Annotated in this window: 17 protein-coding genes; 8 read left to right on the top strand and 9 right to left on the bottom strand. The window is 71.3% G+C overall.

Going from position 1 to position 19,123, the window contains the following annotated elements; genetic code table 11:
• Positions 1-4: 4 nt before the first annotated feature.
• Positions 5-754, bottom strand: coding sequence for an SDR family oxidoreductase (locus ACFFR3_RS32050; RefSeq protein WP_345408990.1), 750 nt, complete (start codon positions 752-754; stop codon positions 5-7).
• A gap of 101 nt (positions 755-855) precedes the next feature.
• Here ACFFR3_RS32050 and ACFFR3_RS32045 point away from each other — a divergent pair, with 101 nt between their 5' ends.
• The gene (locus ACFFR3_RS32045; protein WP_379484354.1) at positions 856-1,449 is read left to right on the top strand and encodes a TetR/AcrR family transcriptional regulator; all 594 of its coding nucleotides are present in this window, start codon (positions 856-858) and stop codon (positions 1,447-1,449) included.
• A 49-nt stretch (positions 1,450-1,498) separates the two neighbouring features.
• Here the strand turns inward: ACFFR3_RS32045 and ACFFR3_RS32040 are convergent, their stop codons facing one another.
• On the bottom strand, positions 1,499-2,260 hold the full coding sequence (locus ACFFR3_RS32040; RefSeq protein ID WP_345408986.1) for a helix-turn-helix transcriptional regulator: 762 nt from the start codon (positions 2,258-2,260) through the stop codon (positions 1,499-1,501).
• Positions 2,261-2,374: 114 nt separating this feature from the next.
• Between ACFFR3_RS32040 and ACFFR3_RS32035 the strand changes: the two genes are divergently transcribed.
• Positions 2,375-3,448, top strand: a complete 1,074-nt coding sequence (locus tag ACFFR3_RS32035) for a zinc-binding dehydrogenase (RefSeq protein WP_379484353.1) — start codon at positions 2,375-2,377, stop codon at positions 3,446-3,448.
• Here ACFFR3_RS32035 and ACFFR3_RS32030 read toward each other — a convergent pair.
• Entirely contained in the window at positions 3,429-3,902 is a 474-nt protein-coding gene (locus ACFFR3_RS32030) for a MarR family winged helix-turn-helix transcriptional regulator (protein ID WP_364380797.1), read from the bottom strand. The two genes, ACFFR3_RS32035 and ACFFR3_RS32030, sit on opposite strands and share 20 nt — an antisense overlap.
• Before the next feature lie 188 nt (positions 3,903-4,090).
• On the opposite strand from ACFFR3_RS32030, the gene ACFFR3_RS32025 reads away from it, so the two are divergent.
• The gene (locus tag ACFFR3_RS32025) at positions 4,091-5,944 is read left to right on the top strand and encodes an extracellular catalytic domain type 1 short-chain-length polyhydroxyalkanoate depolymerase (protein WP_345408984.1); all 1,854 of its coding nucleotides are present in this window, start codon (positions 4,091-4,093) and stop codon (positions 5,942-5,944) included.
• Positions 5,945-6,005: 61 nt separating this feature from the next.
• On the opposite strand, the gene ACFFR3_RS32020 is transcribed toward ACFFR3_RS32025, so the two are convergent.
• Positions 6,006-6,248, bottom strand: coding sequence for a hypothetical protein (locus ACFFR3_RS32020; RefSeq protein ID WP_379484352.1), 243 nt, complete (start codon positions 6,246-6,248; stop codon positions 6,006-6,008).
• 17 nt (positions 6,249-6,265) lie between these two features.
• The gene (locus tag ACFFR3_RS32015; protein WP_364380791.1) at positions 6,266-7,006 is read right to left on the bottom strand and encodes a siderophore-interacting protein; all 741 of its coding nucleotides are present in this window, start codon (positions 7,004-7,006) and stop codon (positions 6,266-6,268) included.
• 190 nt (positions 7,007-7,196) lie between these two features.
• Here ACFFR3_RS32015 and ACFFR3_RS32010 point away from each other — a divergent pair, with 190 nt between their 5' ends.
• Genes ACFFR3_RS32010 through ACFFR3_RS32000 form a run of 3 tightly spaced genes read left to right on the top strand, consistent with a single transcriptional unit; the run spans position 7,197 to position 9,441 of the window.
• Positions 7,197-7,907: a TetR/AcrR family transcriptional regulator gene (locus ACFFR3_RS32010; RefSeq protein ID WP_345408976.1), complete on the top strand. Its 711-nt coding sequence runs from the start codon at positions 7,197-7,199 to the stop codon at positions 7,905-7,907.
• A gap of 27 nt (positions 7,908-7,934) precedes the next feature.
• Positions 7,935-8,549, top strand: coding sequence for a class I SAM-dependent methyltransferase (locus ACFFR3_RS32005; protein ID WP_345408974.1), 615 nt, complete (start codon positions 7,935-7,937; stop codon positions 8,547-8,549).
• A 16-nt stretch (positions 8,550-8,565) separates the two neighbouring features.
• Positions 8,566-9,441, top strand: coding sequence for a pentapeptide repeat-containing protein (locus ACFFR3_RS32000; RefSeq protein WP_345408972.1), 876 nt, complete (start codon positions 8,566-8,568; stop codon positions 9,439-9,441).
• Here ACFFR3_RS32000 and ACFFR3_RS31995 read toward each other — a convergent pair.
• The gene (locus ACFFR3_RS31995) at positions 9,368-9,760 is read right to left on the bottom strand and encodes a hypothetical protein (protein ID WP_345408970.1); all 393 of its coding nucleotides are present in this window, start codon (positions 9,758-9,760) and stop codon (positions 9,368-9,370) included. The two genes, ACFFR3_RS32000 and ACFFR3_RS31995, sit on opposite strands and share 74 nt — an antisense overlap.
• Before the next feature lie 32 nt (positions 9,761-9,792).
• Here ACFFR3_RS31995 and ACFFR3_RS31990 point away from each other — a divergent pair, with 32 nt between their 5' ends.
• Positions 9,793-10,929: a winged helix DNA-binding domain-containing protein gene (locus ACFFR3_RS31990; protein WP_364380780.1), complete on the top strand. Its 1,137-nt coding sequence runs from the start codon at positions 9,793-9,795 to the stop codon at positions 10,927-10,929.
• A 390-nt stretch (positions 10,930-11,319) separates the two neighbouring features.
• Positions 11,320-12,516 carry an NAD(P)/FAD-dependent oxidoreductase gene (locus ACFFR3_RS31985; protein WP_379484351.1) on the top strand — a complete coding sequence of 399 codons (1,197 nt, stop codon included), beginning with the start codon at positions 11,320-11,322 and terminating at the stop codon, positions 12,514-12,516.
• Positions 12,517-12,561: 45 nt separating this feature from the next.
• On the opposite strand, the gene ACFFR3_RS31980 is transcribed toward ACFFR3_RS31985, so the two are convergent.
• From ACFFR3_RS31980 to ACFFR3_RS31970, 3 genes are read right to left on the bottom strand one after another with little or no spacing between them, the layout of a single operon-like run.
• Positions 12,562-14,184 (bottom strand): glycoside hydrolase family 27 protein, encoded by a 1,623-nt coding sequence (locus ACFFR3_RS31980; protein WP_364380774.1) that lies wholly within the window; start codon positions 14,182-14,184, stop codon positions 12,562-12,564.
• 30 nt (positions 14,185-14,214) lie between these two features.
• On the bottom strand, positions 14,215-16,029 hold the full coding sequence (locus tag ACFFR3_RS31975; protein WP_379484350.1) for a family 43 glycosylhydrolase: 1,815 nt from the start codon (positions 16,027-16,029) through the stop codon (positions 14,215-14,217).
• 26 nt (positions 16,030-16,055) lie between these two features.
• The gene (locus tag ACFFR3_RS31970) at positions 16,056-18,776 is read right to left on the bottom strand and encodes a beta-L-arabinofuranosidase domain-containing protein (RefSeq protein ID WP_364380768.1); all 2,721 of its coding nucleotides are present in this window, start codon (positions 18,774-18,776) and stop codon (positions 16,056-16,058) included.
• Positions 18,777-19,123: the final 347 nt, after the last annotated feature.

Raw genomic sequence — 19,123 nt, 5'->3', positions numbered from 1 at the left:
GAGGTCAGTAGGCGAGCTCGCCGATGCCGCCGTCGACGCGCAGGACGGTGCCGGCGGTGTAGGCGGACTCGTCGGAGGCGAGGTAGACGGCGGCCTTGGCCAGCTCGGTGGCGGTGCCGATGCGGTGGAGGGGGACGACGCGGCGGAACTCGTCGTAGATGGCGGCCTGCCGTTCCGGCCCGAGCGAGGCGAAGACGTCCGTGCGGGTGGGACCGGGGCTCAGGCCGTTGACCCGGACGCCGCGTTCCTTCAGCTCGTACGTCAGCCCGCGCGCGAACGACAGCAGACCCGCCTTCGCGGCGCCGTAGACGGCCGCGTTCTCGTGCCCGACGAAGGCGGAGACCGAGCCGATCAGGATGATCGACGCCTGCCGCGACAGAAGCGGCAGCAGCGCCTTGATCAGGAAGAACGGGCCCTTGAGGTCGGTGGCGACGAGCCTGTCGAAGGCGTCTTCCGTCCACTCCTCGATCGGCAGGTGGGTGACGTCGGCGGCGTTGCTCATCACGATGTCGAGCCGCGGCCACTCCTCGCGCAGCCGCGCCGCGAGCGCCGCCTGCCCGGGTACGTCGCCGGCGTCGCTGACGACGGTGAGCAGCGGGCCGTCCAGATGCCGGGCGGCCTCCTCCAGCCGCTTCTGCGAGCGGCCGGTGATCGCGACGGCCGCTCCCTCGGCGAGGAACTGGCGGGCCGTCTCCAGCCCGATGCCGCTCGTCCCTCCCGTGATCAGTGCGTACTTCCCGGCAAGACGACTCATGGAGCTCTCCTCACATAGTTCTGTGCAGCCGTTCAAAAAGTCGGCCAGGCGCCACCGTACGCCGTTTTGTGCAAGCGGTCAAAAAGTCATAACCTCAGGCCATGGCACGTACCGGGCGCCCCCGCGCATTCGACGAGAGCCAGGCGCTGGAGCGCGCGCTCATGCTCTTCTGGTCCCGCGGCTACGGAGCGACCTCCGTGCAGGACCTCGTCGAGGCACTCTCCCTGGAGCGGGGCAGCCTGTACGGCGCCTTCGGCGACAAGCGGAGCTTCTACCTGGCCGCGGTCCGGCTCTACTGGGACACCTACGAGCGAAGCCTGACCGCGGCACTGCGGGAGGGCCCGGCGCTGCCGGCGCTGCGCGAGGTGCTCGTGACCCCGGCCCGCACGCCGGAGGACACCCCCGACGCCCCCCATGGATGCATGATCGGCAACACCACCGCCGAGCTCGTCCCGCAGGACGACGAGGCCCGCGAGGTCGTGGCCCGCGCGCACGCGCGGTTCATCGAGATCGTCGCCGGCGCCCTGCGGCGCGCGCAGGCCGAGGGCGAGGTCACCACGGCCGCCACCCCCGAGGCCCAGGCGCAGCTCCTGCTCTTCACCGTGCAGGGCCTCTCCCTGGTCTCCCGCGCGGGGGTCGACCAGGCCGCCGCACTGGCCGCCGCCGACGCCCTGATCGACGCGCTCCGCGCCTGACTCTCCGCATCAGGCGCCGGCCGGCGCGCTCCGCGCCTTCCCCCCTGCGTCAGCGGGGGGTGTAGACGGTGAGGCGGAGGCCGGGGTCCTCGTTGGCCTGGAAGGTCGCGTAGTCGAAGGCGCGGCCGTGCAGCACCTTGCCGCCCGCGCCGCCCCGCGCGACGTCGTGCCGCGTCCACCAGCGGCCGAACTCCGGGCAGCCGCGCCGCAGGCGATCGGCCAGGGCGGTGAAGGCGGCGTCAGGAGCCCACAGATCGTAGGCGGCGCGGAACTGGGCCGTGGCGTGCCGCGCCTGCGCGGCCCAGCCGGCGCCGAACACGTCGCGGGCCATCGGCGTGAGCAGCAGGTAGACCAGCACGTTGCGGTCGCCGGGCGGCAGCCGGTCGAGGCCGGTGAACAACTCCTCGGCGGCGTCGTTGGCGGCCAGGACGTCCCAGCGGCGGCCGGTCAGGTAGGCGGGCCGGCCGAGGCCGCGCAGCAGGCGGACCGAGCCCTCGGGGGCGCGCTCCCTGGTGAACGCCGGCAGCGCGGGCCGGTGAGCCAGCGTGCGCAGGTGGGCGTGCTCGGTCTCGTCGAGGCAGAGCGCGCCGGCCAGGGCGTCGATGGTGGCGGGGGAGGGGCTGACGGCACGGCCCTGTTCGAGGCGTACGTACCAGTCGATGCCGATGCCCGCCCGCTCGGCGACGTCCTCGCGCCGCAGGCCGGGGGCGCGGCGGCGCTGACGCGGCGGCAGCCCGACCGCCTCAGGGGTCAGGCGCTCCCGCCGCGAACGCAGGAAGTCGCCGAGCGCGCGGCCGGTGGGCTCGGGCATGATCGCCGCCTTTCCGCAGGGTGGTATCGGGCAATCCCAGGACGATACCGGTCCTGGTCACGACCCTGGGCGGGCGGCCAGGATGTGGTCGGTTCTGCGGAAAGGAGCATGATCATGAAGGCTGCCGTGCTGAAGGAGTTCGGCTCACCGCTGGCGGTGGAGCAGGTGGCGGACCCGGTGCTGGGCACCGGCGAGGTGGTGGTGGACGTCGTGGCGGCGCCGGTGCTGCCGTACGCGACGGAGGTGTTCAGCGGCGAGCGGCAGTACGCGCTGACGCTGCCGGTGACACCCGGCGCGGGGGCGATCGGCCGGGTACGCGCGTGCGGCCCCGACGCCACCCGGCTCGCCCCGGGCGACTGGGTGCTGTGCGACCCCGCCATCCGCTCCCGCGACGACGTCCTGACCCCCGACATGACGTTGCAGGGGCTGAGCGCGCGCGGCGAGGGCGGGTTGCTCCTGCAGCGGCACTTCGGTCAGGGCTCGTTCGCCGAGCGCCTGCTGATCCCCACCGAGAACGCGGTGCCGCTCGGCCCCGTCGAGCCCGCCGACGCCGGGGTGTGGAGCGCGCTGACGCCGGCCCTCGTCCCGTACGGCGGTTTCCTCGCGGGCGGGCTGGAGCCGGGGGAGACGGTGCTGGTCAGCGGGGCGACCGGCAACTTCGGCGGCGCCGCGGTCGCCGTCGCGCTGGCCATGGGGGCGGCCCGCGTCGTCGCGCCGGGACGCAACGAGGGCGCGCTGGCCGAGCTGGTACGCCGCTTCGGCGACCGCGTCACCCCCGTACGGCTCACCGGAGAAGGGGACACCGAGCGCATGATCACGGCGGCGGGCGGCCCCGTGGACCTGGTGCTCGACATCCTGCCGCCAGCGGCGGGGCCGGCTCCCGTACGGGCCGCCGCCATGACGGTGCGCGAGGGCGGCAGGGTCGTGCTCATGGGCGGCGTCGGCATGCTGGACGGCGCGGAGCTGGCGCTGCCGTACCGGTGGCTGATGCGCAACAACGTGACAGTGCGGGGGCAGTGGATGTACCGGCGCGACGCCCCGCTGCGGCTGGTCGCGCTGGCCCGCTCCGGCCTGCTCGACCTGCGTCAGTGGGAGGTCACGGAGTTCCCGCTCGACGACGCCGTGGAGGCGGTGACCCACGCCGCCGACAAGGCCGCCCCCTTCCGGCTCACCGTGCTCCGTCCCTGACCCGGAGGGCGCGGGCGCACGAGGTGAGCGTCTCCGCGAGCGTCGCCCGGTCCTTGTCGTCGATGTCGGCGAGCATGACCGCCTCGATCGCGTCCAGGGAGCGGTCGCAGCGGCGCAGCACGCGCAGGCCCTCGGGGGTGAGGCGGGTGCGCAACGCGCGGCCGCCCCGGGGATGGGGGTCGCGGCGGATCAGGCCGCGTTGTTCGAGGTCGCGGATGACCAGGTTCATCGCCTGCGGGGTGACGAAGGCGATGCGGGCCAGGTCGGCCGAGGACGGGGCGTCGCGCAGGCGCAGCTCGCTGAGCGCCATGTACGCGGTCGTGGTCACGCCGTGGCGAGCCAGCGCCTCGTCCAGGCAGGCGCGAACGAGGCGCTCCAAGCGGAACACCAGATAGCTCACGTGGGGCGGCGGCGGGTCCGGCGCGGCGGCCGAGGGGGTACCCGGATCGGTCACCAGGAGACGATATCGCGCTCTGTCCGGCATGTAAGTTTCACGCCGTTATCAAGGTCCTTGATAACAAGCTACTTGATAACCAGCGGAAACGGCCCGCAGTCAAATGATCTTGATCGGGCCCGCATTGACGCTGCACCGCGGCCCTTTTACGGTCCAGCGAACGACACCATCGAGAGGAGGAATCGCGCATGACACGATTAACGAAGATGCTGGCCGGTGCCTGCGCGGCGGCGCTCTTCGCCGTCATGTCCGTGGTGCTCGGCTCGCCGGCCGCCGCCGCCAGCCTGGTCGAGGTGACCACCTTCGGCAGCAACCCGGGCAACATGCGCATGCACGTCTACGTACCGGACACACGCCCCGCCGCGCCGGCCATCGTGGTCGCCATGCACGGCTGCGGCGGCTCAGGCCCCGGCTTCCACCAGAGCAGCGAGTTCGCCTCGCTGGCCGACCGCTACGGCTTCATCGTCATCTACCCGAGCGCCACGCAGTCGGCGGGGTTCGGCAACTGCTTCGACACCTGGTCGGACGCGGCCAAACGGCGCGGCGGCGGCAGCGACCCCGACTCGATCCTGTCGATGATCGGCTACGTCGAGCGGACCTACGGCGGAGACCGGAACCGCGTCTACGCCACCGGCAGCTCGTCCGGCGGCATGATGACCCAGCACATGCTCGCCGTCCACCCGGACGTGTTCAAAGCCGGCGCCTCCTTCATGGGCGTGCCGTTCAACTGCTTCGCCGGCGCCTCCGACTACCCGCCGGGCAGCAGCAGGTGCACCGGCGGCAGCATGGACCGCACGCCGCAGCAGTGGGGCGACGCGGTACGCCAGGCGTACCCGGGCTTCTCCGGCGTCCGCCCGCGCATGCAGCTCTGGCACGGCACCGCCGACACCCTGGTGCCGTACTCGCTGCTGCGCGAGTCGGTCGAGCAGTGGACCAACGTGTTCGGGCTGAGCCAGACCCCGACCAGCACCGACACCCCGCAGGCAGGCTGGAACCGCAGCCGCTACGCCGACTCCTCCGGCACCGTGCAGGTGGAGTCGTACAGCATCCAGGGCGCCGGCCACGCGCTGCCGCAAGGCGGCATGGCCCTGTACGCCATCCAGTTCTTCGGCCTGACCAGCGCGGCCGACACCACGCCGCCGACCACGCCGGGCACCCCCGTCGCGTCCGGCGTGACCGCCACCGGCGCCACGCTGACCTGGACGGCCTCCACCGACCAGGGCGGCTCCGGCCTGGCCGGGTACACCGTCTACCGCGAGCAGGGCGCCACCGACCAGCAGCTCGGCCAGTCCACCACGAACTCGATCACCCTCACCGGGCTGAGCGCCGGCACCCAGTATCAGGTGTACGTACGGGCGCGTGACGGCGCGGGCAACCTGTCGGGCAACTCCGCGACGGTCACCTTCACCACGACCTCCACGGGAGGCGACACGACGCCGCCGACCGCCCCGTCCGGCCTGGCCGCGTCGGGCACCACCGCGAGCGGCACCACCCTGACCTGGACGGCCGCCACCGACGACACCGGCGTGAGCGGTTACCACGTCCTGCGCGCTCCCGGCGCGTCGGGCGGCACGTTTACCCAGGTCGGCACCTCGGCCACCACCTCGTACGCCGACACGGGCCTGACCGCGAACACCACCTACCGCTACCAGGTCCGGGCGTACGACGCCGCCGGCAACGTCTCTCCGGTCTCCGGTACCGTCCAGATCACCACCGCTCCGGGGGGCACGACCGGCGGGTGCTCGGCCACCCCGACCGTGCAGTCCCAATGGGGCAACGGGTACGTGATCCAGCCCCTGACCATCACGAACACCGGCACCTCGACCATGACCGGCTGGACGGTCACGTTCACCCTGCCGCCCGGCCACACCCTGACCGGCTCCTGGAACGGCACCGTCTCCACCAGCGGCGGGACCGTCACCGTAAGGAACGTCGGCCACAACGGCACGCTCGCGCCGGGAGCGAGCACCGGGAGCTTCGGCTTCCAGGCGACCAGGCCGAACGGCGACACCGCCCTGCCCTCCGGCTACACCTGCGCCTGACCGCCGGCGGACGCGCGCACCGCTGAGCCCTCGGATCGAGGGCTCAGCACCGCCCGCACCGTCACGCGGCGGACCGCAGAACCGCCGCCGTGGCGACGAGCAGGGCCAGCAGCAGGACGATCGCCATGAAGACCTGCCCGTGCAGGCCGAGAACGAAAACGGTCCGGCCGGCGAACTCCGGGTCGTACGTGGCGGTGCCGGGGAACAGCAGCGCGCCGACCATGCCCAGCCACGGCGTGGCCAGCACGGCGCCGACCGTCGTGATCGCCGCGACGGCGATGATCAGAATCCGGGGAAGTCGCATTCCATCTCCAGGGTCGGTCAGTGCAGGCCGCGCTTGCCCGGGGCCCAGAAGGGTTTGACCTTGATGGACGTCCGTGGCCAGTTGCGTTCGCGGACGAGGAAGTCGCGGACCAGCTGGCACGTCCGCGCCTCGCCGGCCACGTAGGCGGCGCCGGTGTTGCCCGGCAGGTCCAGCCCGGCGACGGCGTCGAGCAGCACCCGCGAGGCCACGGCCGGGGAGCCGTGGCGGTGCACGCGCCGTAGCGGCCTTCCCGGCAGGGGCAGGTCGTGTTCGGGGGCCTCGCTCTCCACGACGCCGTGCACCTCGGCCGCGTCTCCCAGCGCCCTGATCATCGGTCCGAAGGCGGCGCCGGCCGTCTCCTCGCCGATGAACACGTGGAAGTCGGCCTCGCGGGTGAAGAAGTCGCCCTGCGGCCACCAGAACGTCACCCGCTCGCCCGGCCTGGTGTCCCTGGCCCACGCGAGGCCGATGCCGTCGCCCTCGTACAGGTGGACGCGCAGCTCGATCGCCCTCCTGCCGGGGGCGAGCTCCCAGATCGTGTACGTGCGCAGCGTCTCGCCGGGACGCAGGATGCCCGCCACCGACAGCGGGTCCTTGAGCTGGATCCTGATGTGCTGGCCGGGGGTGTAGGAGAAGGCGACGGGCTGGTCGGTCTCCAGCCTGATGCGCCGGATGGCCGGGTTGATCTGCTCGGCGACGGTGATCGTCGCGTCCATGGCGTACTTGCCGAAGAGGCGGTCGCGCACTGTGCGGGCCACGTCAGGACTCCTTCCGCCGCCGCAGGTGCGCGGACCTCGACATCCGCCACCAGACGGCCGTGACCAGCACCGGCACCGCGAGAAGAATCCACCACATCGAAAGACTCCTTAATGGATCTAAGTTTGGTTAGAGCCATTAAGGAAACATAGATGCCCTAAGATGTCAACGGCGACGACAAGAGAGGTACTGATGTCCGGACAGACCAGCAGGCGCGAACGGTTGCGCAGGGTCACGCTGGAGGAGATTCACGCGGCGGCGCGCAAGCTGCTGGTCGAGCAGGGGTCGGCCGCGGTGACCATCAACGCCGTCGCCCGGCAGGTGGGCATGAGCGGCCCGGCCCTGTACCACTACTACGCAGGGCACGACGAGCTGATCGGCGCGGTGACCGCCGACTTCTACCGCGAACTGGCCGCCACCATGGAGCAGGCCCGCGACGCCCGCGCCGACGCGCCTGTCGGTGAGCGCCTGCTGGCCGCCTGCCGCGCCATGCGGACCTGGGCCGTCGCGCATCCCGCCGAGTTCGGCTGGATCTTCGCCAGCCCCATAGCCCCGCCGAACCGCCGCCCCGACTCGGTGCGCTACGAGGCCGCCGTACGCTTCGAGCAGGTCTTCCTTGACCTGGTGGTCGAGCTGTGGCAGACCCGCCCGTTCCCGGTGCCCGACCCCGGCAGCCTGCCCGCCTCCCTGCGCGATCAGCTCTCCGCGTACTCGGCCGCCATCGAAGGACGCCTGCCCCTGGAGGCCGCCCACGTCTTCCTGTCCTGCTGGATCAGGCTGTACGGGCTGCTCTGCATGGAGGTCCTGCACCAGCTCGACTTCGCCTTCACCGACGCCGCGCCCCTCTACGAGGAATGCCTGCGCGACCTGGCCGCCGCCCTCGCCATCGACTACCCGGCCTGACCTCCAGGACATGGCAAGATCCACGCCATGGACGATCCCACCGCCCGGACCACCGCCACGTACGACCGCATAGCCCCCGAGTTCGCCGTCCGCTCCGAGAACCCCGACGCCACGTTCCTCGCCTTCCGCGCCCGCTTCGCCGCCGCCCTGCCCGCCGGTGGCCGTGTCGCCGACCTCGGCTGCGGCCCGGGCAGAGACGCCGCCTGGTTCCGCGAACAGGGATTCCACACGATCGGCGTGGACCGGTCGGCCGCCATGGCCGCGCTGGCCGCCGCCCGGGGTGTCCCGGTGGCCCTGGGAGACCTGCGTCACCCGCCACTGGTCGCCGGCTCGCTGGCCGGGCTGTGGTCGGCGGCGGCACTCCTGCACGTACCGGCCGACGAGACCGTCCCCACGCTACGCGCCTTTCACGCGGCGCTGCGCCCAGGAGGCGTGCTCGGGCTGAGCACCTCGGCCGGCGACGGCGCGGACTGGGAGCCGGTGCCGCACCATGAGGGGCTCGTCCGCTGGTTCGTCCACCGCGACCCGCAGCCCTTGCTCGCCGCCCTCACGGAGATCGGCTTCGAGGTACGCGAACACGCCGTGACCTCCACCCACCGCACCTGGCTGAGCATCATCGCCGCCAGAGATTGTCGGAGCTGAATGCCAGACTCCGCGCATGAATGCCGACTTCACCGTCGAGCCCGTTCAGGAGGGCTTTCTCCGTACTCAGATCGTTCGCGGCGAAATGCGCGATCAGCGGTTCCCGTTACCCGCCGGCCCGGACAACACGGTGTTCGACCGCATGCGGCTGGTCGACGTGGACTTCAGCGCGATGCGGTTCGTCTGCTTCCTCTCTCGTGGCAGCGAGTTCGACGGCTGCGACTTCTCCGGAACCGCCTTCGACCAGCTGCTGCTGGGCGCTCCCGGGGACGGTGCGGTGCGGCCGCAGAGCGTCTTTCGCGGGTGCGTGTTCCGCCGTACGCAGTTTCCGACGCTGACCGCCTTCGGCAATGTCAGGTTCGAGGGGTGCACGTTCGAGCGGTCCCGCCTCCGGCTGCAGACGAACACCCATGAGGCGGAGTTCGTCGACTGCGTCTTCGCCGGCCCGATCCGCGGCGTCAACTTCTGGGGCCGCCCGTACGATTTCGACCAGGCCGCACTGGGCAGAGACCACAACGACTTCAGCGGCAACGACTTCACCGCCGCCCGCCTCGACGACGTCGCCTTCCACCACATCGACGTGCGCGCTCAGCGCTTCTCCGGCCACGCCCTTCTCGACCGGTTCACCGAACGCGCGAAAGCCGTGCTGCCGTTGATCGACCGCTGGCCGGATGCCGAGCATCGCGACATGGCCCGACTGACGTTGGAGTTCCTCATCGCCGACGCGCCGGAAAGGATCGACGACGTGGCGCTGGTGAGCCCGGCGGACCTGGGCCGCAAGCTGCCGCCCGCCCTGCGCGAAGAGCTGTTCGCCGCGCTCAGACGCACGACCAGCGATACATCCCGTGGCCGAGCCGCAGCGCCTCCCGGGCCAGATCCCGCAGCTCGGTGATGCGCTCGACCTCGTACGCGTCGAGCAACTCGTCGTCGGCGTACTTGCGCACACGTGCGTCGTCCACGGCGGCGAGCGCGACGACCGTCTCCGGCATCACCCGATCGACGCCCGACGCCTCGCCGTCGTCCACGACGCCCTGGCTGTCGCCGAACTCGCTCGCGTCCCGCTCGCTGAGCTCCGCCACCAGGTAGCTGAGGTCGTCGATCCACCCCTTGCAGTCGACGTACGGGAGGTCCAGCTGCGCCGGCCCGCCGGACATGGCCCGCTCGGCTGACTGGTCCGACTCAGCCGTGAAATAGTCCACTAAAACGCCCATGGCCGAACACCTTATCGAAAGAGGAGTCTGGTATGAAGCTCTCCGCGCGGGCGCTCAACCGGGCCACCTTGGATCGGCAGCTCCTGCTGCGCAGGGAGCCGCTGGACGTCGCCGAGGCGGTGCGGCGGGTGATGGCGTTACAGGCCCAGGAGGCGGCCTCGCCGTACATCGCGCTCTGGAACCGCGTCGCGGACCTGGAAGCCGCCGACCTCGACACCGCCTTCGCGGGCCGTCGGGTCGTACGGGGGACGACGATGCGGATGACGCTGCACGCCGTGCACCCCGACGACTACCCGGCCCTCCGCGACGCCATCGAGCCGACCATGTACGCCACCCACCTCGACGGCCGCTTCACCCCGCCGGGGCTCACCGTCGAAGCGGGGCAGGCGCTGGTCGAGGGGTTGATGGCGTTCACGGCTGAGCCGCGGACGGTGCAGGAGATGAAGGACTGGCTGGAGCCGCGCCTCGGCGGGCTGCCGGCGGCGGGTGTGTGGGCGGTCCTCCGCTCGTACACGCCGATGGTGCGGGTGCCGACCGGCGGGCCGTGGTCGTTCACCACCCGCGTGTCCTGCGTCGCCTCCTCACCCAGGCCCACGCTCGACCTCAACGCCTCGGCCGAGGCCCTGGGGGTGCTGACCCGACGCTATCTGCAGGCGTTCGGCCCGGCCACGGTGGCGGACGTCGCGCAGTTCGCGCTGGTGCAGCAGGCGCGCGTCAAGAAGGTGCTGCGCGCCATGGACGGCGAGGTCGAGCAGCTCGAAGGCCCGGACGGCAGGCCGCTGTGGGACCTGCGGGACGCGTCCCGCCCGCCCGAGGACACCCCGGCGCCGCCGCGCCTGATGGCCATGTGGGACAACACCCTGCTCGCCCACACCGCCCGCGACCGCCTCCTCCCACCCGCCTACCGCAAACTCGTCATCCGCGCCAACGGCGACGTCCTCCCGACGCTACTCGTGGACGGCCACGTCGCCGGCGTGTGGCGTCCAACGGACAGCGGAATCGAGGCTGCTCCCTTCCACCCGCTGCCCGACGAGACATGGGACGCACTCGCCACCGAGGCGAAAGCCTTGGTGACCTGGCTGGCTGACCGCGACCCACACCCCTACCGCCGCTACGACCGTTGGTGGCACAAACTCCCCGACCTGAAGACCATGCTGCTTCCGGGCTAGGGGACGCTGGCGGGCCGCCCGAGGCTACGCCATCATGGGGTCGTGACTCCGACCCCCGGCGCGTTACAGGACGGCGACTCATACGGAGCGGCCGTCCCGGAAGAGCTCTTCCCCCTGCCGCCGTCTGTTGACCCTGCCGACGACCCCACCTTCGCAGTGCGGTTGGTGGAGTGGCTGCCCGTTCTGGCAGGAGTGGCGATTGGCGTGGTCATCGGCGTGGCGGCCACTTTCATCGTTCTTCGGGCGCGGCGAAGCCAGTAGCCGCGCATAGCGGCCGACCCCCAGCAGCCGCCGCGCTCGCCGTCCACGTCCCCGGAGGAGGGTGACCGGTCTCACAGCGGGACGGTGTCACGCGGGGAGTCGCTCGGCACGTCCGTGTGGCGGAGGTGCATGAGAGTGACACGAGAAACCCCGACGATTGTGGTGCTCGGTGGCGGCTATACCGGCGTCATGAGCGCGGTCCGGCTGGCTCGCAGGACCGCCGCCCAGGTGATACTCGTCAATCCGACCGACCGGTTCACCGAGCGGCTGCGGCTGCATCAGCGGGCGGCCGGGCAGGAGCCGGTGGATTATCGGATTCCGGAGCTGGTGAAGGGCAGTGGTGTCGAGTTCGTTCGCGGACGGGCCGTCCGGCTCGATCCGGAAGGGTGTACCGTCCGTGTCGCGGGCACGGGTGGTGAGCGGCAGTTGCGCTACGACTATCTGGTGTACGCCCTCGGCGGTGTCACCGCCACCACCGTGCCGGGAGTGGAGGCGCACGCATGCACGCTGGACAGCGCGGCCACGGCGGCCGGGCTCGCCGCGCGGCTGTCGGAGCTGAGCCGCCAGGGCGGCGGCATGGTCGCGGTGGCGGGGTCCGGGCTCACCGGTGTCGAGGCGGCGGCCGAGATCGCGGAAAGCCATCCGGACCTGCGGGTGGTGCTGCTCGGCCGCGATGAGCCCGGTTCCACGATGGGGCCGAAGGCGCGCCGCCATCTGTGCCGGGCGCTGGATCGGCTCGGTGTGCACGTGCGTGCCGGGGTCCGGGTGACCAAGGTGCTGCCGGACGCGGTGGAGCTGGACGGCGGCGAGTCGATGGCGGTGGACGTGCTGCTGTGGACCGCCGGGGTGGTGGCCCATCCGCTGGCGCGGGAGGCGGGGCTGGAGGTTGACGGCGCCGGCCGGGTCGTGGTGGACGCGAGCCTCGCGTCGGTCTCGCACCCGACGGTGTACGCCGTGGGCGACGCCGCGGCCGTCCGGCAGCCGTGGGGCGAGATCCACGGCACGTGCCAGAGCGGCATCCCGACCGGCGCGCACGCCGCCGACGCGATCGCCCGCCGGCTGCGCGGCAGGAGGCCCAGGCCGTTCCGGTTCGGCTACCTGCATCAGCCCGTCAGCCTGGGCCGCCGGGACGCGGTCATCCAGTTCACCCGGCCCGACGACACGCCGGGCCGGTGGTTTCTCACGGGACGGGCGGCGGTGGCGTACAAGGAGGCGGTGACGTCGAGCCCGGCCACGATCTACCGGGTGTCGCGGTGGCTGACCATCCCGGCCAGGATGCTGTCGCGCACCGGCGCGCGGGCCGGCCGTCCGGTCGCAACCGGATGACCGGCCCGCTCGCCGCCCCTGGACGCCGCCCTGGATGCCGCGCCCCTAGATGCGGGACCAGCGCTGGTTGGCGCCGCCCGTGCAGGACCAGATCTGCAGCCGGCTGCCGTTCGCCGTGGCGTTGCCAGCGACGTCCAGGCACTTGTTCGCGCCGACGGCGGTGATGCTGCCGTCGCTGTTGAAGCGCCACTGCTGGTTGCTCTGGCCGTTGCAGTCCCAGATGATGACGCCGGTGCCGTCGGCGGTGCCGGCGTTGTCGACGTCCAGGCACTTGCTGCCGTAGACGCGCAGCTCACCGCTGGGGGTGGCGGTCCACTGCTGGTTGGGCTGCTGGTGGCAGTCCCAGATGATCACGGCGGTGCCGCTCGTCTGGGAGGCGCCGTTCACGTCCAGGCAGCGGCCGGAGCCCACGCCCTGGATGCGGTTGGCGGGCAGGGCCGTGCCGCCGCTGACGCGGAAGACGGCGGTGCCGTGGGCGGGGACGCTCGCCGAGATGGTGCCGGTCGTCGTGGTGACGGCGTTCGTCCAGGCGTCACGCAGGGTGAACGGGCCGCCGGTCAGGCCGATGGCGGCGGCGGTGGTGCTGACCGTGGTGGTGCCGCCGCCCTGGTTGAACAGCGCGACCGCGACGTCGCCGTTGCTGAGCCGCTTGGCCAGGACGCGGCGGGTGCCGTCATTGCTGACCTGGGTGGCCTGGAGGCCGAGCGGGTCCTGGTTGATGGCGATGAGGTTCGCGTTCTTGAGGATCGTGGAGGTCGCCGCGTTCATGTTCCTGACGTCGTTCCCGGCGATCAGCGGCGAGGCCATGATCGCCCACAGGGCGAAGTGGCTGCGCATCTCGGTGTCGTTCATGCCGCCCCGGCCGACGACCATCATGTCCGGGTCGTTGAACTGCCCCGGCCGGGCGTAGCCCGCGAGGGGGACGGTCACGTTGACGATGTTCTGGATGCCCATCGGGTAGCCGTTGGTCTGCCCCGTGTTCCAGGCGTTGGTGATGTCCTCGGTGGTGCGCCAGATGTTGGCGACGTCGCCCCAGTTGCGCTGCGGCCCTGTCTTCTCGTGGATGCTGTTGGGGTTGATGCTGTAGAGGATCGGCCGGCCGGTGGCGGCCAGCGCGTCGCGCATCTTCGCGAACGTGCGCACCTGGTCGTCGATGCTGCCGGTGGGGGAGCACCAGTCGTACTTGAGGTAGTCGACGCCCCAGGCGGCGAACTGCCGGGCGTCCTGCTCCTCGTGGCCGAGGCTGCCGGTCGCGCCCGGATAGCTGTTGAAGTACTGGGCGCAGGTCTTGTCCAGCGGCGCCTGGTAGAGGCCGAACTTGAGGTTCCTGGCGTGCAGGTAGTCGCCGAGCGCCTTCATGCCGCTGGGGAAGCGCGACAGGTTCGCCTGCAGGTTGCCAGCGGAGTCGCGGTTGGGGTCGAACCAGCAGTCGTCGACCACGACGTACTCGTAGCCGAGGTCGCGCATGCCGTTGCTGACCATCGCGTCGGCCGTCTGCTTGATCAGCGTCTCGTTGATGTTGCAGCCGAAGGTGTTCCAGGTGTTCCAGCCCATCGGCGGGGTGCGGCCGACGCCGTTGTCCAGCGCCTGCGCCGGGCCGGTCACGACGGCGCCCGCCGTCAGGGTCAGCAGCAGGGACAGGACAAGGGATAACCGGGTGCGTTTCATCTCGCTCCTCATGGGGTCCGTGTGAACGGGTCAGCGGAAGGAAGCGTCATCGACGTAGAGGCCGTCGGTGCCGGCGGCCGTCTCGACGTAGAAGGAGGCGTTGGTCAGCGTTCCCGTCCACGACACGGTCGCGGTGCCGGTCAGCTCGGTCCAGCCGTTCGTGCCCACCGTGCGCGCCGGGGTGAGCTGGTGGTAGCTCGTCGTGCCGTCCGCCGTGATCGTCAGGGTCGCCTTCGCGCTGGGGGAGCCGCTCTGCGAGCGCACCCAGACGCTTGTGGTGTAGCTCCGGCCGTTGGTGAGTTTGGCGGTCACGTTCTGGTGAGGGCCGTTCCAGGCCGCGGTACGCCCGGAGTTGAGCAGGGATCGGCTGCCCGCGTGGGCGACGCCGGTTGCGGCGGACAGGGTGCCGCCTGAGGTGGTCCAGCCGGTCGTGCCGTCCTCCATGCCGCCGTTGGTCAGCAGTTCGCCACCGCCGCTGCCGCCGCCTGACGTGAACCGCCACCAGTCGAGGTTGAGCAGGTAGCCGCTGCCGCCGGTGAAGCGGAGGTAGAGGTCGTGCGTGCCGGTCGCGCCGGAGACCGGGCAGGTGACCGAGGTCCAGGTCTGCCAGCCGCCGGTGCCGCCGACGGTGCAGGTGCCGACGAGGGTGCCGGTGGCGCTGCCGAGCCGCAGCTCGATGCGGCCGCCGCTGGTCGCCGATGCCGCGCGGGCGGTGAAGGAGGAGGCACCGCCGCCGAAGGCGACGCCCTTGACCTTGAGGTGGTCGCCGTTCTCGATGAAGCCGACGTTCATGCCGCCCTCACCGGACGGCTCTGTCTCGACCCCGGAGGCCCAGGCGGTCGTCTCGGCCTCCTGGCGGACGTACGGGTCGAGCGTGCCGACCTGGGGCGGCCCCGCGGCGGTCATGTTGATCGTGGGGAACGTGCCGTCGCCGTTGTACGTGAACTTCTCCACGGCCACCGACCTGGTGAAACCGCCCCCGCCCGGCAGAGCGCCGTTGTGGTAGAAGAAGTACGAGCCGCCCTTGTAGTCGATCACCCCGGCGTGGTTGGTGAAGCTGCCGCCCTGGCGCGGCATGATCGTCCCCCGGTACGTCCACGGGCCCGTGGGTCCTGGCGCCGTCGAATAGCCGATGAACTCCGAGCAGCACTCCGCGGCGAAGACGTTGTAGTACAGGCCGTTGCGCTTGAAGACCCACGGGCCTTCCTCGTACAGGGTCGGGCGGCTGGTATTGCCCGGGCGGGTGCCGAAGCCCGCGGTGGTGAGCGGAATCTGGGTCGGGCTGCCGGAGTAGGAGATCATGTCCTGGTTCAGCCGGACGTACCAGAGGCGAGGGTTGCCCCAGTACAGGTAGGCCTGGCCGTCGTCGTCGATGAACACGTTCGGGTCGATCTCGCCGTTGCCGACCAGCGGGCGGCCGAGCGCGTCACGGAACGGTCCGGTCGGGCTGTCGGACACCGCGACACCGATGACCTTCGAGCCGGTGGAGCGCTGACGGACCGGGACGTACCAGTAGAAGCGGCCGTTGCGGTACGCGACGTGCCCGGCCCAGGCGTCGGCGTCGGCCCAGGCGAACGTGGCCAGGCTCATGGGGGAGCCGTGGTCGGTCCAGTTGGCCATGTCCGTGGTGGAGTAGACGCGCCAGTCGCGCATGGTGAAGTACGTGGAGCCGTCCTCGTCGTGGCCGGTGTAGAGGTAGAGGCGGCCGTTGTGCACGAGCGGCGCCGGGTCGGCCGTGTAGATCGTCTGCACGATCGGGTTGTCGGCGCGGGCCGCCGACGGGACCACCACGGCCGCGAGCAGCAGGCTCACGACGCATAAGACGGTACGCAGGACGGATCTCACCAGAGGTCTCCTTGGGGGAAAGCGGTTCACAGGAATCTCCAGAGGGTGCCGGACGCGCCGTCGTCGGCGAGCACGACCTGAGCGCCCTGTGCGGTGCCGGAGAGTCCGAGGACGCGGCCGCCGTTGGCGCACTGGATGCGGAACGTGGCGCCCGACCCGTGACGCAGCCGCCAGCGGTGGTCGGCGGTGCCGTTGTCGGCCCACTGCACGACCCGCGACCCGGCGGCGGTGCCCATGTTCTCCACGCCCAGCACCTTCTGGCTGTGGGAGTTGCGCAGCCGCAGCCAGCCGCCGCTGTCGGTGATCGCCGTCCACAGGTGGTCGGCGGTGCCCGTGTCGCCCCACTGCAGGACGAGTGCGCCGTCGGCGGTGGACATGCCGGTGACGCCGAGCACCATCCCGGTGCCGACGTTCTGGATGCGCCGCGCCCCGTTCGGCACGAACCGCCACTGGTTGTCCCGGCTGCCGTTGTCGGAGTCCTGGACGGCCTGCGCGCCGTTGGCCGTCGAGCCGTTCCTGATCCCGAGCAGCTTGCCGCTGTGCGCGTTGCGGATCGTGACGGACCCGTCGCCGGCGTCGGTGATCGTCCAGCGGTGGTCGGCGGTGCCGTTGTCGCTCCACTGCAGCACCCGGGCGTCGTCGGCGGTGGACATGTTCTCGACGCCGAGCACCTTGCCGCTGTGCGCGTTGCGGAAGCGCAGGGCGGCGCCGTCGACGATCGGGACCCAGTCGTGGTCGGCGGTGCCGCTGTCGGTCCACTGCAGCGCCAGGCCGCCGTCGGCGGTGGACATGTTCTGGATGCCGAGCACCAGCCCGCTGGCCGCGTTGACCAGCCGGAAACTCGCGCCGCCGCCTCCTCCGCCGCCGGTGTTCCAGTACACGACGTAGTTGTGGCCGTGGGCGTCGTGGAACGGCCCCAGCCGCACCGCCGCCCCGCCGGCCGAGGCGGTGAACGCCAGGGCGGAGGTGCTGGTCCGGGTGATCGAGGAGGGGTCGAGGACCGGCGCGGCCGACAGGCTCGTGCTGCCGTAGTCGCCCGACAGCACGACCGGGCCGTAGGTGACGGCCTGCAGGCCGGGGTCGTCGTTGGCGGCCTTCATGACCACCCGCATGGGCAGCCGCACGGTCACGGTGTCGCCGGACGCCCATGAGCGGGTGAGGGCGGCGTAGGTGCCCGGGGTGGTGGTGACGTCCTGCTGGGCTCCGTTGACGCTGATCGTCGCGCCCTGGGTCCAGCCCGGGATGCGGATGCGCATCGTCCACGTGCCCGCCACCTCGCCGGTGACCCGTAACGACGTGGTGTCGCTCGCCGGGTACGAAGTCGTCTGGGTGACCGTGATGCCGCGCCGGGTCCAGTCGAGCGTGGAGGGGACGAACAGGTTCACGTACAGGGTGTTGCCGTCGTGGAAGTAGATCGAGTCCATCAGCTTGCTGTTGGTCTCGATCCCGGTGCCCTGGCAGCACCAGAACGAGGCGTAGTCCGTGCTCCAGGTGCCGCCGCCCCAGGCCGGGCCGACCCCGCGCCGCCCGCCGGGGTTGAGCGGGGTGAAGTAGGTGACGTGCCCGTGCCCGTCGGCCGGGTTCTGCTGCCCGATCAGGTGGTTCATCAGGGCGTTCTCGTAGTAGTCGAAGTAGTCGGCCCGGGACGGCGACAGCAGCCACAGCTCCCGCGTGAGCTTGAGCATGTTGTAGGTGTTGCACGCCTCGCCGGTGTCCCTGGTCAGGTGGGCGGCGATCGCGTTGGGCGCGCGGAAGTGCTCGGCCTGGCTGTTGGAGCCGTTCACGTACGTGTGCGCGCCGACCGTGAAGGCCCAGGCGTTGGCGGCGATGTCGCGGTAGCGGGTCGTGCCCGTCGCCTTGTACTCGCGGGCCGCCCCGACCCACTTGGGAACCTGGGTGTTGGCGTGCAGCCCGTTGAGCCGGTCCTGGCCGGCGGCCAGCGGGTCGAAGACGGCCGCGTGGTCGAAGCGCTGGGCCGTGGCCAGCCAGCGGGCCTCGCCGGTGAGCTGGTACAGGTCCGTCAGCACGGCGTTCATGCCGCCGAACTCGGTGCCGAGCATGGCCTGCGTCTGGGCGTACGACAGCCGCGACGTCCGCGCGTCCACCCACCCGGCCAAAGCCAGCAGCACGGTCCTGGCCTGCGTGTTCTCGGTCAGCCGCCAGACATCGAGCAGCCCGGCCATGGTCTTGTGGATGCAGTAGTACGGGACGTTGCCGTTGCTGAGTGTGCGGTTCTCCACGGCCGTGATGTCGGACTCGGGGAAACCGGACAGGTAGCCGGAGGTGAAGCCGGCGGCGGCGTTGTTGGCCTGGCAGCGGGCCAGCTCGGCCACCATGTACGCGGCCTTGTCCCGGCAGACGGTGTCGCCGAGCACGGCGTAGGCGTGTGCCCACGCCGTCAGGAAGTGGCCCTGCATGTGGGAGCGGAACGGGAAGCTGGGCGCGTCCCAGCCGCCGTTGGCCGCCGCGCCGCCGGTGGACAGCCGGTGGTTGGCACGGAAGACGTACAGGAGCCGGTCGACATCGACGAAGCGCAGGTAGCTGAGCGTGCGGTTCTGGTTGTCCAGCCAGCGGCCCGAGGTCAGCCGGACCTCGCCGAGGTCGAAGGCGTAGGCCGACACGCCGATGTCGGGCCTGGCCCAGGGGACTGCCGCCTGGGCGGGGGAGGCGCCGGCCACCTGGCCGGCGACCGAGAGCGCGGCGGTCGCGCCCGCGGCCTGGAGGAGCTGGCGACGGCTCAAGGACATACGGGACTCCTCGGCTTCGGATGTTAGCGTTAACAGCGGGGCCGCCTGTTAGCGCTAACAATTGGGGGAGGGTGCGGGTCTCCTTCGTGGAGGCGTTGTCGCGGAGTACATCCGACGGTCCGACCTGGCGTCAACGAGGGGGAGCCCCTGCCGACCCGGGCGCTGCCGCGGGAACGCCATCTCGCCTGGAGTTTCGCCTCTGGGCGAGATCACGACGCGGTGCCCGTGCCTGTGAAAGTTTCACAGATGCACCCGCTTGGCAAGCAGTAACGTGACAGAGATCCGATGTTAAGTTGCCGCGCGAAATCGCTCCCTCAGCGCGGCCGGTGAGCGGGCGCAGCAGGCCA

This window comes from Nonomuraea salmonea (assembly GCF_042428605.1).
Taxonomy (GTDB): Bacteria; Actinomycetota; Actinomycetes; order Streptosporangiales; family Streptosporangiaceae; genus Nonomuraea; species Nonomuraea salmonea.
This window is presented reverse-complemented; position numbering and strand designations above follow the sequence as displayed.

Coding starts and splice junctions, on each gene's coding strand:
- ACFFR3_RS32050 (WP_345408990.1), bottom strand. CDS start 754: ATGAGTCGTCTTGCCGGGAAGTACGCACTGATCACGGGAGGGACGAGC.
- ACFFR3_RS32045 (WP_379484354.1), top strand. CDS start 856: ATGGCACGTACCGGGCGCCCCCGCGCATTCGACGAGAGCCAGGCGCTG.
- ACFFR3_RS32040 (WP_345408986.1), bottom strand. CDS start 2,260: ATGCCCGAGCCCACCGGCCGCGCGCTCGGCGACTTCCTGCGTTCGCGG.
- ACFFR3_RS32035 (WP_379484353.1), top strand. CDS start 2,375: ATGAAGGCTGCCGTGCTGAAGGAGTTCGGCTCACCGCTGGCGGTGGAG.
- ACFFR3_RS32025 (WP_345408984.1), top strand. CDS start 4,091: ATGACACGATTAACGAAGATGCTGGCCGGTGCCTGCGCGGCGGCGCTC.
- ACFFR3_RS32020 (WP_379484352.1), bottom strand. CDS start 6,248: ATGCGACTTCCCCGGATTCTGATCATCGCCGTCGCGGCGATCACGACG.
- ACFFR3_RS32010 (WP_345408976.1), top strand. CDS start 7,197: ATGTCCGGACAGACCAGCAGGCGCGAACGGTTGCGCAGGGTCACGCTG.
- ACFFR3_RS32005 (WP_345408974.1), top strand. CDS start 7,935: ATGGACGATCCCACCGCCCGGACCACCGCCACGTACGACCGCATAGCC.
- ACFFR3_RS32000 (WP_345408972.1), top strand. CDS start 8,566: ATGAATGCCGACTTCACCGTCGAGCCCGTTCAGGAGGGCTTTCTCCGT.
- ACFFR3_RS31995 (WP_345408970.1), bottom strand. CDS start 9,760: ATGGGCGTTTTAGTGGACTATTTCACGGCTGAGTCGGACCAGTCAGCC.
- ACFFR3_RS31990 (WP_364380780.1), top strand. CDS start 9,793: ATGAAGCTCTCCGCGCGGGCGCTCAACCGGGCCACCTTGGATCGGCAG.
- ACFFR3_RS31985 (WP_379484351.1), top strand. CDS start 11,320: ATGAGAGTGACACGAGAAACCCCGACGATTGTGGTGCTCGGTGGCGGC.
- ACFFR3_RS31980 (WP_364380774.1), bottom strand. CDS start 14,184: ATGAAACGCACCCGGTTATCCCTTGTCCTGTCCCTGCTGCTGACCCTG.
- ACFFR3_RS31970 (WP_364380768.1), bottom strand. CDS start 18,776: ATGTCCTTGAGCCGTCGCCAGCTCCTCCAGGCCGCGGGCGCGACCGCC.